14 protein-coding genes are annotated in these 15,423 nt (G+C 44.0%); 2 read left to right on the forward strand and 12 right to left on the reverse strand.

The features are described from left to right. Window positions 1-105 precede the first annotated feature (105 nt). From AB4138_RS16935 to AB4138_RS16945, 3 genes are all read right to left on the reverse strand, one after another. Entirely contained in the window at window positions 106-1,467 is a 1,362-nt protein-coding gene (locus AB4138_RS16935; RefSeq protein WP_017059919.1) for a sodium-dependent transporter, read from the reverse strand. A 289-nt stretch (window positions 1,468-1,756) separates the two neighbouring features. Next, window positions 1,757-2,551, reverse strand: coding sequence for a YggN family protein (locus AB4138_RS16940; protein WP_372306923.1), 795 nt, complete (start codon window positions 2,549-2,551; stop codon window positions 1,757-1,759). A gap of 84 nt (window positions 2,552-2,635) precedes the next feature. After that, complete coding sequence (locus AB4138_RS16945) at window positions 2,636-3,109, reverse strand: GreA/GreB family elongation factor (RefSeq protein WP_372306927.1); 474 nt, start codon at window positions 3,107-3,109, stop codon at window positions 2,636-2,638. Between the two features lie 145 nt (window positions 3,110-3,254). On the opposite strand from AB4138_RS16945, the gene AB4138_RS16950 reads away from it, so the two are divergent. Continuing rightward, window positions 3,255-5,189 carry an ATP-dependent DNA helicase RecQ gene (locus AB4138_RS16950; RefSeq protein WP_017059916.1) on the forward strand — a complete coding sequence of 645 codons (1,935 nt, stop codon included), beginning with the start codon at window positions 3,255-3,257 and terminating at the stop codon, window positions 5,187-5,189. A gap of 64 nt (window positions 5,190-5,253) precedes the next feature. On the opposite strand, the gene dinB is transcribed toward AB4138_RS16950, so the two are convergent. Beyond that, window positions 5,254-6,330, reverse strand: a complete 1,077-nt coding sequence (gene dinB, locus AB4138_RS16955; RefSeq protein ID WP_029235195.1) for a DNA polymerase IV — start codon at window positions 6,328-6,330, stop codon at window positions 5,254-5,256. Between the two features lie 162 nt (window positions 6,331-6,492). On the opposite strand from dinB, the gene AB4138_RS16960 reads away from it, so the two are divergent. After that, on the forward strand, window positions 6,493-7,731 hold the full coding sequence (locus AB4138_RS16960) for a response regulator (protein WP_102333772.1): 1,239 nt from the start codon (window positions 6,493-6,495) through the stop codon (window positions 7,729-7,731). Window positions 7,732-7,866: 135 nt separating this feature from the next. On the opposite strand, the gene nqrM is transcribed toward AB4138_RS16960, so the two are convergent. The 8 genes from nqrM to AB4138_RS17000 form a co-directional block, all read right to left on the reverse strand. After that, window positions 7,867-8,121, reverse strand: a complete 255-nt coding sequence (nqrM, locus tag AB4138_RS16965; protein WP_009848378.1) for a (Na+)-NQR maturation NqrM — start codon at window positions 8,119-8,121, stop codon at window positions 7,867-7,869. A gap of 16 nt (window positions 8,122-8,137) precedes the next feature. Further along, the gene (locus AB4138_RS16970) at window positions 8,138-9,142 is read right to left on the reverse strand and encodes an FAD:protein FMN transferase (protein ID WP_017059913.1); all 1,005 of its coding nucleotides are present in this window, start codon (window positions 9,140-9,142) and stop codon (window positions 8,138-8,140) included. Between the two features lie 174 nt (window positions 9,143-9,316). Further along, window positions 9,317-10,543 (reverse strand): NADH:ubiquinone reductase (Na(+)-transporting) subunit F, encoded by a 1,227-nt coding sequence (gene nqrF, locus AB4138_RS16975; protein WP_017059912.1) that lies wholly within the window; start codon window positions 10,541-10,543, stop codon window positions 9,317-9,319. A 29-nt stretch (window positions 10,544-10,572) separates the two neighbouring features. Beyond that, on the reverse strand, window positions 10,573-11,169 hold the full coding sequence (gene nqrE, locus AB4138_RS16980; protein ID WP_009848375.1) for an NADH:ubiquinone reductase (Na(+)-transporting) subunit E: 597 nt from the start codon (window positions 11,167-11,169) through the stop codon (window positions 10,573-10,575). Between the two features lie 7 nt (window positions 11,170-11,176). After that, window positions 11,177-11,809: an NADH:ubiquinone reductase (Na(+)-transporting) subunit D gene (locus tag AB4138_RS16985; RefSeq protein WP_008223083.1), complete on the reverse strand. Its 633-nt coding sequence runs from the start codon at window positions 11,807-11,809 to the stop codon at window positions 11,177-11,179. After that, the gene (locus AB4138_RS16990; RefSeq protein ID WP_004735209.1) at window positions 11,809-12,576 is read right to left on the reverse strand and encodes a Na(+)-translocating NADH-quinone reductase subunit C; all 768 of its coding nucleotides are present in this window, start codon (window positions 12,574-12,576) and stop codon (window positions 11,809-11,811) included. Before AB4138_RS16990 ends, AB4138_RS16985 begins: the two co-directional genes overlap by 1 nt. Beyond that, window positions 12,566-13,810 (reverse strand): NADH:ubiquinone reductase (Na(+)-transporting) subunit B, encoded by a 1,245-nt coding sequence (locus AB4138_RS16995; protein WP_010439046.1) that lies wholly within the window; start codon window positions 13,808-13,810, stop codon window positions 12,566-12,568. Before AB4138_RS16995 ends, AB4138_RS16990 begins: the two co-directional genes overlap by 11 nt. A 5-nt stretch (window positions 13,811-13,815) precedes the next feature. Then, complete coding sequence (locus AB4138_RS17000; protein ID WP_032545690.1) at window positions 13,816-15,156, reverse strand: Na(+)-translocating NADH-quinone reductase subunit A; 1,341 nt, start codon at window positions 15,154-15,156, stop codon at window positions 13,816-13,818. Window positions 15,157-15,423: the final 267 nt, after the last annotated feature.

The following is a 15,423-nucleotide window of genomic DNA, read 5'->3' on the forward strand; positions in this document are numbered from 1 at the left end:
CATGCTCGGCGCACAAACAACAAAGCCACTCTTTATGAGTGGCTTTGTGCTTAATATTTCAAGTTCAGAGGAGGTAATTTCAAAAAGCCCAGATAGGGTTCTGCATTAACCGAAAGATGCCCAGATAACCGTTGCTACCAAAATTGGGCACACAAACTTCACATACATTGGCCAAACCTTACCAAACCAACCAAGTTGAAAATCAGGACTGCCTTGTTCAAGCTCTTTCACTTTTGAAGCTCGGCTCCATACCCAACCACCAAACACACAGAACATCAGTGCAGCGACTGGTTGAAGATACTGAGTTGCAATCATCGCTACCATGCCAAACATCGCAGCAAAGTTGTAAACAATCACCACACTAAACAGCGCGATAGCACCACCAATCACCCAGCTTGTTGGCGTTCGTCTAGTATTGAAACGCTCACTCACTAGCGCAACCGGGCCTTCAAGCATCGAAATCGAAGAAGTCAGTGCAGCAATCGTTAGTAGTAAAAAGAACACAATCGCAAAGATCTGTCCAAGCACACCTAAACTATCAAACATCAACGGCAAAACCGTGAATACTAGAGTGTCAGAGCTTAATAGTGAGCCGTCTTCAGCGTAGATTTGAACGCCTTTTTGCATCGCAACAAACATTGCTGGCATCACCACTAATCCAGCAATAAAAGCGACAGCAGTATCCACCAGAGTTACGTTCATCGCCATTTTTGGTAGGTTCTCTTTCTTGCTTAAGTAAGAGCCATAAACCAACATCGAGCAACCGCCAATAGTGAGTGAGAAGAACCCCTGTCCCATTGCCGCCAGAATCAGTTTTCTATCCCACACTTTCTCAAAGTCTGGAATAAGGTAATGTTTTAGGCCTTCCATCGCGCCAGATTGCGTCATGATGTAAACAAACAATAAGCCAAATAAAACAAACAGCGCAGGCATCAAACGAGTCGACCATTTCTCGATGCCTTGCTTAACACCGCCCTGCACAATCAAGATAGTCAGTACATAGAACGCGACGGTACCAAATACGTTGCGCTCAACACTGAAGCCCTTAAACCAATCAGCAATCGCTTCTAGGCCGATAAGATCCGCGACCGCACCAATTAGGAAACAGATCAACCAGCCACCAACAATACTGTAAAACGCCAACACTGCGCTTGGTACACTCAGTCCAACCCAACCGACAAACTCACCGACTTTCTTACCCAAAGGGTTTGTCGTCAAAGATCGCATGCTATCAACTGGGTTTGCTTGGCCGTGACGGCCTATAGCCATCTCAACCACCAACATAGGGAAAGCAACCACGAAGATCATGATCAAATAGACTAAAAGGAAAGCGCCACCACCGTTGCTAGCAACTTGAGTCGGGAAACCCCAAATATTACCCAAGCCAACCGCTGCACCAGCCGCTGCTAAAATAAAACCTAAACGAGAGCTAAAGTGCTCTCTTGAAGAGGAAGATTGTTGGTCCATATCGCCCGCATTAAAAATCAGTGAACTAGTTGAGAAGTACAGTAATAAAAAGCAATGATAGGCACAACCAATAAATGAACAATTCTCTGATTTTTACAATCAATGCGCTATTTAGAACAACAAAATTAACAAAAAACCAGTCTTATCGTTCAATTATAAGCAACAAAGCGAAGCAGTAGGCTTAAGAAGGAAATGGATTGAATTGAGATAAATACTCGCCGTGTGGTTCCATTTATACAAACAAAAAGAGCACCGACCGGTGCTCTTACTATTCATCACTAGACTCGAATTAAATTGTGAAGACTTGGTAATCTTTTAAGTTCGGAATGATTTCATGCAGTTCTTGCTCTTGTTCTGCCATCTCATCAAGTGAATCACAGAACTCATTCGCTTCCTCCTGTACTTGTTGAGAGTGTTCTTTCATTCGCTCTTCAACTTTCAGCTTTAATTCAGCCATACTGTCAGCCAGTTCAGTCAGGTTTAGGCCACCGTCTTGTTTCATTTTTTCTGACATCGCATTAAAAGCGCTAGAGATAAATTCTTGGTTAAAGATTTCTTTCGCCTTCTCGAAATCTTCAGACCAGCCATTGGCCATCGAATCAAAGCTTTCTGCAGGCAACACTAATTCGCCATCTTTGTAATAACGCGCTTCCAGTTCTGCAAAGTAGGTTTTCATTGATTCTTTTACATTATCAAATGACTCAGGTGAATCCAGGCTAGCCGCGATATCATCAATCACGTCATTGGCTAACGCTAAGCTATCGTTGGCCATTTGTTTCGCTCGAGGTAAGTACTCACTCATGTTTTCGCGATATTTCTCAATCGCCGCTTGTTGGTCGGCATCAAGCTCAACCTTCTCACCATGAATATAGAGGTCGTTGTTATCATCAAAAACGGCCGTATCACCATTCACCTGATGAATTTCGACTTTTTGGTCATCGATTCGCAACTCATTCTTCAAATCAACTCGACATTGAGCCGCAAATGTTGGCAGGCTCACAACAGAGATCGCCGCTGTTAACGATGCAATTAATACATTGTTTTTAATAAATATTTTGTTTTTCATAAATACATTGTTTTTCATAACATCCTCTCATCAATCTGACCGATTACTATACCCTTGGTATATGCTTCTTTGTCAGAGAAACGTTTTATATACGTTACTCAGTTAGTCGATAGATATTACTTCATAGCAAAACTGTTTATCTGCGACCTTAAACTCAATTTCATCACCGACTTCTTTACCCATTAGAGCCTGGCCAAAAGGTGCATTTTCCGTCACGATGGCAATCTCATTCTCATTCCACGTGACAGAAAGTCCGCCGACTCTCGGCCCCATAAAAAAGTGTTTATATTGATCATGCTCGTCAATGACCACAACGTAGCTGCTCACCGTAATTCGCTCACTGTCGCGCAACACTAAGTTACGATAACACTGAATGTCGTCTTCACACTCTTGCACTCTTACGGCTTGGCCATGAGCAAGATACGAAGCTTCTAATGCCAATGTATCGTACTTATGTTCAGGCACTGTCTCTTCATCTGTCGCAGCATCAATAGCGCGTTGAGTAGCAGATTGTGCGATACGTAATCGGGATTCAAGTTGCTCTATGATTATTTGGCGAAGCTCAGACTTATTCATACTATTGGGGTGCTTTTCTATAGGAGCTACAGAATAGAATTAGGTACAATCAGGTGCAAGACATTTGATTCATCAAGCGACGCTATCATGAATGGGCGCCCGCTTTAGCATCAATACGACACTTAATAACTCAGGTAGAACATAAATGATTGAGCAGAAGCTAAAACAAGTATTCGGATTCGACTCACTGCGCAATGGGCAAAAGCAAGTCATTGATAACGTTCTATCTGGTCACTCGACTGCCGCGATATTCCCGACAGGTTCAGGTAAATCGCTGTGCTATCAATTACCAGCATTAGAGTTACCGCACTTAACCTTGGTGATATCGCCACTGTTAGCCTTGATGAAAGACCAACTCGCTTTCCTGCACAGTAAAGGCATTAGCGCAGCGGCAATCGAATCAAGCCAAGACCGACAAACCACACAACAGGTTATGCAGTCAGTGCGTAACGGTGACACCAAGATCCTCATGATCTCCGTCGAGCGCTTGAAGAACGAACGCTTTCGTCAGTTTATCTCCCAAGTGTCGATCTCACTGCTTGTGGTCGATGAAGCGCACTGTATTTCAGAATGGGGACACAACTTCAGACCCGACTACCTGAAGCTTCCTCAATACCAAAAACAGCTCAATATTCCTCAGGTTCTACTACTGACAGCCACTGCGACTACAGCGGTTATCCAAGATATGAAGTCAAAGTTTGAAATTGATGAGGAGCGCGTTGTGGTTACGGGTTTCTATCGTCAAAATCTCGATCTGTCGATTCAACCTTGTGAACAAACCAGTAAGCTAGAAACCTTGTGCAATGTGGTTAACCAAGCTTCTCTCGCTCCGACTATTGTTTATGTCACCCTTCAACAAACGGCAGAGATGGTGGCTCAGCAGCTTCGGAATGCTGGCGTTAATGCAGTGGCTTACCATGCGGGTCTTAAGCCTGAAAATAGAGATGCTATTCAACACCAATTCATGAATGATGACGTGAGCTGTATCGTCGCAACTATCGCGTTTGGTATGGGCGTGGATAAGTCCAACATTCGCCGAGTGATTCACTTTGACTTACCAAAATCGATCGAAAACTACTCACAAGAGATCGGCAGAGCTGGTCGAGATGGGCAAGCGTCTGAATGTATTTTACTGGCTAACAAACACGGTTTAAGCACACTCGAGAACTTCGTTTTTGGTGATACGCCAGACAACATATCGATCCAAGCGGTATTAAAAGAGATCTACGAAAATCAAAACATTGGCGCTTCTGGCTCGAATCAATGGGAGATCATGCTTAATCAACTATCACGTGAATCCAACATTCGTCAGTTACCGCTAAAAACACTACTGGTGTATCTCGAAATTGAAGGTGTGATTGAGCCCAAGTACAGCTACTTCGCAGACTACAAATTTAAGTTCATTCGTCCGAAACAGCAGATCACAGAGCAATTTCAAAGTGAACGTCGTCAATTTGTCGAAGCGATTTTCCAATGCTCTCCTCAAGCAAGAGTGTGGTGCCAAGTCGACTTCGATGCGCTTTGGACACACTTCCAAGCCGATCGTCAGCGTGTGATTGCGGCTATCGACTACTTCAATGAACAAGGTTGGATTGAACTAGAAAGCAAGCAGATCACCGATGTCTACGCGATCCACAATACTTCTGAAGATATGATGCAACTGTCAGAGCGTCTAACTGAGTTGTTTAAAGCAAAAGAAAACAGCGAGATAAACCGCCTTAACCAAATGCTGAATTTCTTTGAGGCGGATACTTGCCTAAGCTCACGCCTTGCGAGTTATTTTGCCGATGATAAAGCACCAACAAACTGCGGTCACTGCTCTGTATGTCGAGGAGAAGTGGCAATCTTACCAACCGTTGATGTTGAACCTATCGATGATGAGACGGTGATGACATGGATACATGAGTTTATTTCGGCTAGCCAACAACTGATTACCGACGAGGCAATTACTCGCTTCTTATGTGGAATCGCCACCCCGCTTTCAACCAAACTCAAAGCCAGTAAAATGGTCGGTTACGGCAAGCTAGAGCAGCAACCGTTCAGTGATACCTTAGCGCGAGTAAAACAACTTCCTAGGTAATTCTTACTTATAAAAAACCGACTAGGCTATGAAGCGTAGTCGGTATTCATCTCACTCATTATCTTTAAAAGAAGCTCAACTGACGCATTTGGTCTTTAGGTTGCAGCATTACGCTTAAACCAAGCAGGCGTATTTCTCGCCCCTGTTGTCTTTTCAGTATTTCACTAAGCAGCTCTTTGAAGTGTTCACGATCGAGAGAGGCATGGATGTGTTCAATCGTGGTTTGTTGAAAGTCGGCGAACTTGAGCTTAATGCCCTGCTTGATGATCGCTTTGCTTGGGCTAGCCTTTTCTAAGCGAGTCTCGAGTTCAGGAAATAGCTTATCTTCGATTACCTGCCAACATTCTGCGTAGCTTGAAATGTTTTGGGTAAAGGTGCGCTCTACACCTACCGATTTTCGCTCGCGCTCGATGATAACTTCTCGATCATCAATGCCATGACTGCGCTTCCAGAGTGATGCACCTTGACGGCCAAACTTGAGTAGCAGGTCTCGATAGTCAGACTCTTTGATATCCTTACAAGTAAAGAAACCCGCTTGGTGCAGCTTTTCTATGCTCACTTTGCCGACACCGGGAATCTTTTCAAGTGGTAGCTCATCGATCACTGATTGCACGTCTTGTGGAGGGATAACAAACTGACCATTGGGCTTATTCAGATCTGAGGCCACTTTCGCCAAGAATTTAATCGGTGCAATTCCTGCAGAAGCTGTCAGGTTCAGTTCGTTCCAAATATCACGGCGAATAGACTCGGCAATAAGTGTTGCTGAACCGTGACACCGCTTAGAATCGGTGACATCAAGGAAAGCTTCATCCAAGGAAAGTGGTTCAATGATTGATGTGTATCGAGAGAAGATTTCACGGATCTTTTTAGATATCTCGACATAGACCGACATTCTTCCCGGCACAACCAATAGATTAGGACAAAGCTGTAGGGCCTTTCCGGTAGGCATTGCAGAGCGAACACCAAACTTGCGGGCTTCATAATTACAGGTGCTCAAAACGCCGCGTTGCTTTTCATGCCCACCAACAGCTAACGGGCGATTTCGGTAAGCAGGGTTATCACGCATTTCTACAGCCGCGTAAAAACAATCCATATCGACATGGATTATTTTTCTGACTTTCTCTTGGTCCGAACTGCACATTTGGAAATAACTCAACCTTACAACTGTATCTATGAACAGTATAATCAATTATTCTCAGATTTAAAATGATCTGGAGTCCAGCTCAACAGGTTTCACTTCATTCGCCGCCCACTATTCTGATAGTATTGTTAGGAGTATTTAGTCTATAAGTAGGGATAGCTTTTGAGTGAAAAAATACTAGTGGTAGAGGATAGTCGCGCATTCAGAAACTATCTTTACCAACAATTTAAGAACGATGGCTATGAAGTTGCGTTGGCGGAATCTGTAGAAGAAGCCAAAGCGATCTTAGAGCAAGAAACGGATTTCTTGTGTGCAGTCCTCGACTACTGTTTACCTGACGGCCAAGACGGCGAGATCATTGATCTCGTCTTAGGCTATCAACAGAAAATCATTGTCCTGACCGGGATGTTCGACAATCAACTGCGAGAGCAAGTCCTAGCCAAAGGCGTTATCGATTACATACTTAAAGACAGTATGTCATCAGTAAGCTACCTACTTCCCCTGGTTCAAAGAATTTCGAATAATCGCCATCACAAAGCATTGGTTGTCGATGATTCAGCGGTCGTTCGCCGTTACATAGCTCAACTTCTAGAACACCAATATATCCAAACTATCCAAGCCGAAGATGGCGAACAAGCATTAAAGCTCCTTCATAACGATCCCGATATTACGTTCGTTGTTACAGACCATGATATGCCGAAGAAAGACGGTATAGCGATGATCCGTGAGATACGACGCGATCACGACAGAAACCAGTTGGCTATTCTAGGGTTATCAGGCAGCGATGATCGCACCATGACAGCTCGATTCCTTAAAGCGGGGGCTAACGACTTCCTTTACAAGCCTTTTAACCAAGAAGAATTTTTTTGCCGTATCCATCAACTGCTTGATATGAAAGAAGCGGCCAACGAGCTATTTCGACATGCCAACGAGGATGCTCTTACTGGCTTATGGAACCGTCGTTACCTGTTCAATCAAACATGTAAAGGTTGTGAGCAGCGCAGTATAGCCATGATGGATATCGACTTCTTCAAGAAAGTGAACGACACCTACGGTCACGATGGTGGTGATGCAGTCCTCGTGGAAGTCGGCAAGATCATCAAAGACCATTTTAAAGATGATGTTGCTGTACGCTTCGGTGGCGAAGAATTTTGTATTCAGTCGTGTGGTTCGTTTGAGAGCTTTGTTGACAACTTAGAGTCCATGAGAGAAGCCATTGAAAGCCATGTTGTTGAGCATGACTCTCAAAGAATCAAGGTCAGTATCAGTATCGGCGTAACCGATTTAGACGCGAAGCTAGATGAGCAGATCAAAGCCGCTGATGAGCTTCTTTATACGGCAAAAGAGCAAGGTAGAAACCAACTAGTGTTTGCGCGTAACAGCATGCAAATCGAACAATAGTCATTCGCCTCTGTTTCCATTTTTGGTATACCAAGATTAATTGCTAGACCTCAAAACTAAAAAAGCTCAAGACGATAATCTTGAGCTTTTCAATTTGAGGGCATAGATAACTCTATCCCCTATGACTGTCACCAATTAAGCGATACGGTCTTTACTCCAAGCCGCTTCTTTTTGTTGACGCTCAGCCAGCTTCTCTTCACGGTAAGCTTCACGTGCTTCACGCTTCTTACGCGCGTCACAAGGTTCAGGGCAGTTACATACTTTATCAATACCAACAGCACCCAAACCGCCACAGCTACCTTTCACAACTTTCTTTTGGATAATGTAGCCAATTGACATCGCTGCGATTACTGCAAGAAAAACACCAAATGTAATCAGAAATGTATTCATAATTATCTCGCTTACCTTATTTACCTAAGTATGGCTTAAATGCTTCAGAAGCAATTTCTTTAAAGCCATCTGCTGTTTTTACCACCATGAACACTGGGATGTTATGTTGGTTTGCGACTTCCATTCCTTTTTCCTCACCTAAGACCATAAGGCCCGTAGATAAGCCGTCTGCAGTCATTGAAGACGGGTTTAAAACAGTCACAGAAACCACTTTATGGTGAAGAGGCTTTCCTGTTTCAGGGTTGATGATGTGTGAGTAACGAACACCATCACGTTCAAAATAGTTACGGTAATCACCAGAGGTTGCGATAGCCATATCACCCGGCTCGATGATCTCTTGGATATTACGCTCATCAACGCTTGGTTTCTCAATCGCGATACGCCAGCCCACGTTCTCACGGTTTAAACCTTTCAGACGAATTTCGCCACCGACTTCAACCATGTAGTTGTGAATACCGATAGAATCAAGGTAGTCAGCGACGACGTCAACACCCCAACCTTTTGCAATCGTGGATAGATCGACATACAGGTTAGGTAGGTCTTTCTTCAACATGTTGCCTTCAACACTAAGATGATGGATACCAATCTTAGCCTTGCGAGCCGCCAGCTCTTCATCTGATGGCACAACTTCAGGACGAGCTTCAGGACCAAAACCCCATAAGTTAACTAACGGACCAACCGTTACATCCAGAGCTCCTTCAGTAAGACCGTTCAAACGAATCGCTTCTTTCACAACCGTCGCTGTTTGCTCAGATACTTCGAACGCATCCGCACCTTTATGCTGATTGAAACGGCTTAATTCGGAATCTTCACGGTAAGTCGACATCTGGTCGTTTACTTCTTCAAGTAGACGATCGATCTCTGTATGAACTTCATTAGACTCAGGAAATTCATCACCATTGATGTATTTAATATTGTAACTCGTGCCCATCGTTGGGCCACTCAAATGCACTTGCTCTCTTGACTGCTCACAGCCCGCAAGAAAAATCAAAGAAGTTAATGCAACAAGCCAAATTCTCACTTGCTTACTCCTGTCTAATGTTGAGGATTTATATAAGGAAAAATAAGAGTAAAAAATAGGTATTTTGAATGCCTTACTCTTTCTTATATAAGCCAGTATGTTGTCAAAAGCTGTCTTAGAAAAACAAATGGCTGACTCGTAGGAGTCAGCCATAATATCAATCACTTAAGTGGATTAACCACCGAAGTCATCTAGTAGGATGTTTTCATCTTCTACACCAAGATCTTTCAGCATGCCGATAACAGCAGCGTTCATCATCGGTGGACCACACATGTAGTACTCACAATCTTCAGGAGCTTCGTGATCCTTCAGGTAGTTTTCGTACAGTACGTTGTGGATGAAACCAGTGTAACCGTCCCAGTTGTCCTCTGGTTGAGGATCAGACAGTGCACAGTGCCACACGAAGTTTTCGTTTGCAGCCGCTAGGCCATCGAAATCTTCAATGTAGAACATCTCACGCTTAGAACGCGCGCCATACCAGTAAGACATCTTACGAGTAGACTTAAGACGCTTAAGTTGGTCGAAGATATGAGAACGCATAGGCGCCATACCTGCACCACCACCGATGAATACCATTTCATTGTCTGTGTCTTTAGCAAAGAACTCACCAAATGGACCAGAAATAGTACATTTGTCGCCTTCTTTAAGAGACCAGATGTATGAAGACATAACACCAGGAGCTACGTCAGGGTTGTTTGGCGGCGGAGTTGCGATACGCACGTTAAGCTTGATGATGCCTTTCTCTTCTGGGTATGAAGCCATAGAGTAAGCACGGATCGAATGCTCTTTAACGATAGACTCATAACGGAACAAGTTGAACTTATCCCAGTCACCACGGTATTCCTCAGGAATATCGTAATCTGCGTATTTCACGTGATGTGGTTCAGCTTCAATCTGAATGTAACCACCCGCGCGGAACGGAACTTCTTCACCTTCAGGGATCGCTAGAGCAAGTTCTTTGATGAAAGTAGCTTCGTTGTTATTCGAGATAACAGTACATTCCCACTTTTTAACACCAAAGATATCTTCGTCTAGTTCAATCTCCATGTCAGTTTTCATAGCAACTTGACATGCAAGACGTTCGCCTTCGCGAGCTTCACCTTTTGTGATGTGATCAAGTTCAGTTGGAAGGATGTCGCCACCACCAGACTTAACTTTTACACGACACTGACCACAAGAGCCACCGCCACCACAAGCAGAAGATACGAAGATACCAGCGCCAGCCAGGGCACCAAGTAGCTTGCTACCAGGTTGAGTAACGATCGCCTTTTCAGGGTCGCCGTTAACTGAAATAGTGATGTCACCTGATGGTACTAACTTAGACTTAGCGAAAAGAATCACTAGTACTAGAGCCAGTACAATAATGGTAAACATCGCTACGCCAAGAATAATACTAAACATTTGTTATTCCTTATTACTGGGTGCTTACCCTACAGTTGAACACCAGAGAAAGACATAAAGCCTAACGCCATCAGACCAACAGTAATGAACGTGATACCAAGGCCACGAAGACCTGGAGGTACGTCAGAGTACTTCATCTTCTCACGGATACCCGCAAGAGCAACGATAGCTAACATCCAACCCACACCAGAACCGAAGCCGTAAACAACAGATTCAGCAAAGTTGTAGTCACGAGTTACCATGAAAGATACACCACCAAAGATTGCACAGTTAACTGTGATCAGTGGAAGGAAGATACCTAGTGCGTTGTACAAAGGTGGGAAGAAACGGTCTAGAACCATCTCTAGGATTTGTACAAGTGCCGCGATAACACCGATGAATGCGATGAAGTTAAGGAAACTTAAATCGACACCTTCAACAAGCGCGTTTTCTTTCAGGATGTGTGTGTAAACAAGGTTGTTTACAGGAACAGCGATTGTAAGTACTACAACTACCGCAACACCAAGACCAAAAGAAGTTTTAACTTTCTTAGATACCGCTAGGAATGTACACATACCTAGGAAGAAAGAAAGCGCCATGTTTTCGATGAAAATCGATTTAACTAGCAGACTAATATAATGTTCCATGACTACCTTACCCCTTCGCTTCTACTTGTTCTGGTTTGAACACACGAATTGCCCAAATCAAGAAACCAATTAGGAAGAATGCAGAAGGTGCTAGAAGCATCAAGCCGTTTGGCTGATACCAACCACCGTTGCTCACTAGAGGTAGTACTTCCATACCAAATAGTTTGCCAGAGCCTAGAAGCTCACGGAAGAAACCAACAGTGATAAGAACGAAACCGTAACCAAGACCGTTACCAAGACCATCGATTAGAGATGGGATTGGCGCAGACTTCATTGCGAATGCTTCAGCACGACCCATTACAATACAGTTAGTAATGATTAGGCCTACGAATACAGATAGCTGCTTAGAGATATCGTATAGGTATGCTTTAAGCACTTGGTCTACCACGATTACTAGTGATGCGATAATTGCCATCTGAACGATGATACGCACACTGTTAGGAATGTGGTTACGGATCAAAGAAACGAAGAAGTTAGACAGAGCAGTAACGAACATTACCGCGATAGTCATAACAAATGCTGTTTCTAGCTTAGTGGTTACCGCAAGAGCAGAACACACACCAAGAACCTGTAGCGCAATTGGGTTGTTGTCCAACACCGGCGCTAAGATGCTCTTTTTAATTTCTTTTGCACTAGACATTAGTTCAGACCTCCGTCACGAACTTTTGCTAGGAACGGACCAAAGCCCATATCACCTAACCAGAAGTCAAATGTATGTTGAACACCAACGCTAGTCAGTGTTGCACCAGAAAGGCCATCTACACCGTGCTCAGAACCTTGAGGAGCGCCACCTTTAACAACCTGAATAGCAGGTTTGTGGTTTTCGTCGAATAATTTCTTACCAACGAATTGAGCACGCCAAGTTGGGTTCTCAACTTCACCACCAAGTCCAGGAGTTTCACCTTGCTCGTAGTAAGTGATACCAGAAACTGTGTTGCCATCGGTTTCTACCGCAACGAATGCGTACATCATTGACCATAGACCGTTACCGTGAACAGGGATGATAACTTTAGAAGTTTCAGCGCCATCTTTCACTAGGTATACAGTACCCGTATTAGCACGACGAATGATCTTAGCGATGTCATCTTCAGCTGAAAGCTTGATTGACTGAGCTGGATCTTTTGCCGCTTTACGTTGGTCGTATGCAGCAGCGTCGCCGTCAACGAAATCGCCAGTAGCGAAATCAACTAGACGAGGTTCAATGTTCTCTGCGTACAGTGCTGGAATATTACCCGCAAGTTCAATGCCCGCAACTTCAAGGATCTTAGTTTGCTGATCCAGAACTGCGTTAGCTTGTTGCTTAGGTTTAAGAACAACTGCAGCTGTTGAAACGATGATTGAGCACACTAAGCTCAATGCGATAACAACAAACAGCGTCTTTTTAATGCTATCGTTATTACTTGCCATAGCGCGCTAGTCTCCGCTTAATGTTCTTCTCGATTACAACGTGGTCAAACAGAGGAGCAAATAGGTTTGCGAATAGGATCGCAAGCATCATGCCTTCTGGGTATGCAGGGTTAACTACACGAATCATTACACACATTGCGCCGATTAGGATGCCGTACCACCACTTACCACCATTGGTAAATGACGCTGATACAGGGTCTGTTGCCATGAAGAACATACCAAATGCGAAGCCACCTAGAACTAGGTGCCAGTGCCAAGGCATGCTGAACATTGCGTTAGTGTCAGAACCGATCACATTAAACAATGTTGATACAGCAATCATACCGATCATAACACCAGCAATGATGCGCCATGAAGCAATGCCCATGTATACGATCATTGCAGCACCGATCATAAGTGCAAGCGTTGATACTTCACCGATAGAACCTGGAATGTTACCAATGAATGCGTCCATCCAAGTGATCGTCTCACCAGATACCGTGTTCATTAGCGCGCTACCACCGCCTTGAGCCCATTGGCTAAGCGCTGTTGCACCAGAGAAACCATCAGCTGCAGTCCAAACTACGTCACCAGAAATCTGAGCAGGGTATGCAAAGAATAGGAACGCACGGCCAGCAAGTGCAGGGTTTAGGAAGTTACGACCCGTACCACCAAAAATCTCTTTAGCAACAACAACACCGAAGGTAATACCTAGTGCAGCTTGCCATAGAGGAAGTGTTGGCGGAACAATAAGCGCGAACAAGATAGAAGTAACAAAGAAACCTTCGTTAACTTCGTGCTTACGCACCATACAGAACAGTACTTCCCAGAAACCACCAACGATAAAGACCGTCGCGTAGATAGGTAAGAAGTAAGTCGCACCCAAGAGCATCTTACTGCCCCAACCTGCATCGGCTCCTAAGGAGGCTCCAAGCATTTCGGTTAGCCAGTAGTGCCAGTTACCATCAATGATAGAAACTAGTTCTGCACCTGAATACATGTGGTTTAGTGCTGCAATAGCTTGACCACCTGCGTTGTACATACCCCAGAACATTGCTGGGAATACCGCAAGCCAAACCATGATCATGATACGTTTTAAGTCAACGCTATCACGGACATGCGAGCTTTTCTTTGTAACTGTACCTGGTGTGTAGAAAAGTGTTGCTGCAGCTTCGTAAAGCGCAAACCACGTTTCGTGTTTACCACCTGGTTCAAAATGATGCTCGATGTCTTCAATAAACTTTTTAAGGCCCATGAAAATTACCCTTCCTTCACAATTGTATCTAGGCATTCACGAAGTAACTGACCGTACTCGTACTTACCAGGACATACAAAGGTACACAGTGCTAAATCTTCTTCATCTAGCTCTAGCGCACCAAGTGCTTGTGCACTATCAACGTCGCCAGCACATAGATCGCGAAGCAGCAAAGTAGGCTCCATATCTAATGGCATTACTTTCTCGTAGTTACCAATTGGAACCATAGAGCGATCACTACCGTTTGTTGTCGTTGTCATGTTGAACAACTGACCTTTAAACACGTGACCAAGGAATGAACGAGTAACAGAGAACTTGTTCTTACCAGGCATAGCCCAGCCAAATAGCTCTTTATCACGACCTTCACGAAGAACCGAAACCTGTTGATGGTAACGGCCAAGGTAAGCATGTGGACCTGAAGCGTGAACACCAGATAATACTGAACCTGAGATCAGGCGAACTTCACCTGGCATCAACTCGCTGTCCGTCAACTCTTCAAGGCTAGCACCAATTTGAGTACGAACTAGGCGTGGGTTATTAACTACTGGACCAGCCAGAGAAACAACACGCTCAGAGTAAATCTCACCAGTAAGGAACAACTTACCGAATGCGATAACGTCTTGGTAGTTAATGCTCCACGCTACATTTTGTGCATTTACCGGGTATAGGTAATGCATATGCGTGCCTGCAAGACCTGCAGGGTGTGGGCCATCAAAAACATGTTCTTCAACGTTAGACTGAGCTGAACGAGGTAAGCTAGTACCTTTTTTACAAACGTACACTTTACCGTTAGTCAGAGTTGAAAGAAGATCTAAACCAGCAACGAAAGCATCAGACTGCTCGTTAATGATTAATTCTGGCTCAGCTGCTAGCGGATTAGTATCCATAGCAGTAACGAAAATAGCCTGAGTTTCAGAATCAACTGCTGGAACCTTGCTGAACGGACGAGTTCGCAAAGCGGTCCATGCGCCAGACTCAACTAACTGAGCTTTAACCGTTTCACGGTCAAGACTTGCTAGTTGGTTAGCTTCATAGCTATTGAACGTGATTTGCTCATTGCCTGCTACTTCAATCACTACTGATTGAAGAACACGCTTAGCACCACGGTTCACTTCAATAACTTTACCGCTTGCTGGAGAAGTAAATACAACACCTGGGTTCTTTTTATCTGCAAAAAGAACTTGGCCTTTCTTCACTTCATCACCAACGCGAGCATGCATCGTAGGACGCATACCAACGTACTCTTCGCCAAGCAAGGCGACTTTAGTGATGGACTTACCATCATTAATCACCTGGGATGGAGTTCCTGCGATAGGAAGATCCAAACCCTTCTTTATTGTAATCATACGCACTTGCACTACTTTATCGGGAAAAAGATTCTTTTAATTGCGTAAATTCAGGACGTTTTAAAATCGCCCTTAGACACGACATTACAGTGTCCGGTTTTGGTAAATTTGAGATACCAAAATCGCAACATTACATTAATAAATTCACCACAAAGATTATGTGAGATTTATCAGGTGCCGTATTCTAGCATTTTTTGACAACTTGATGCCATGACCAATAACTTGAATACGGCCTATATTTGGTGAGATTTGAAGCATATGGACTCT

The sequence above is a fragment of the Vibrio sp. 10N.286.52.C3 genome (genome assembly GCF_041468865.1).
Classification (GTDB): Bacteria; Pseudomonadota; Gammaproteobacteria; order Enterobacterales; family Vibrionaceae; genus Vibrio; species Vibrio crassostreae_C.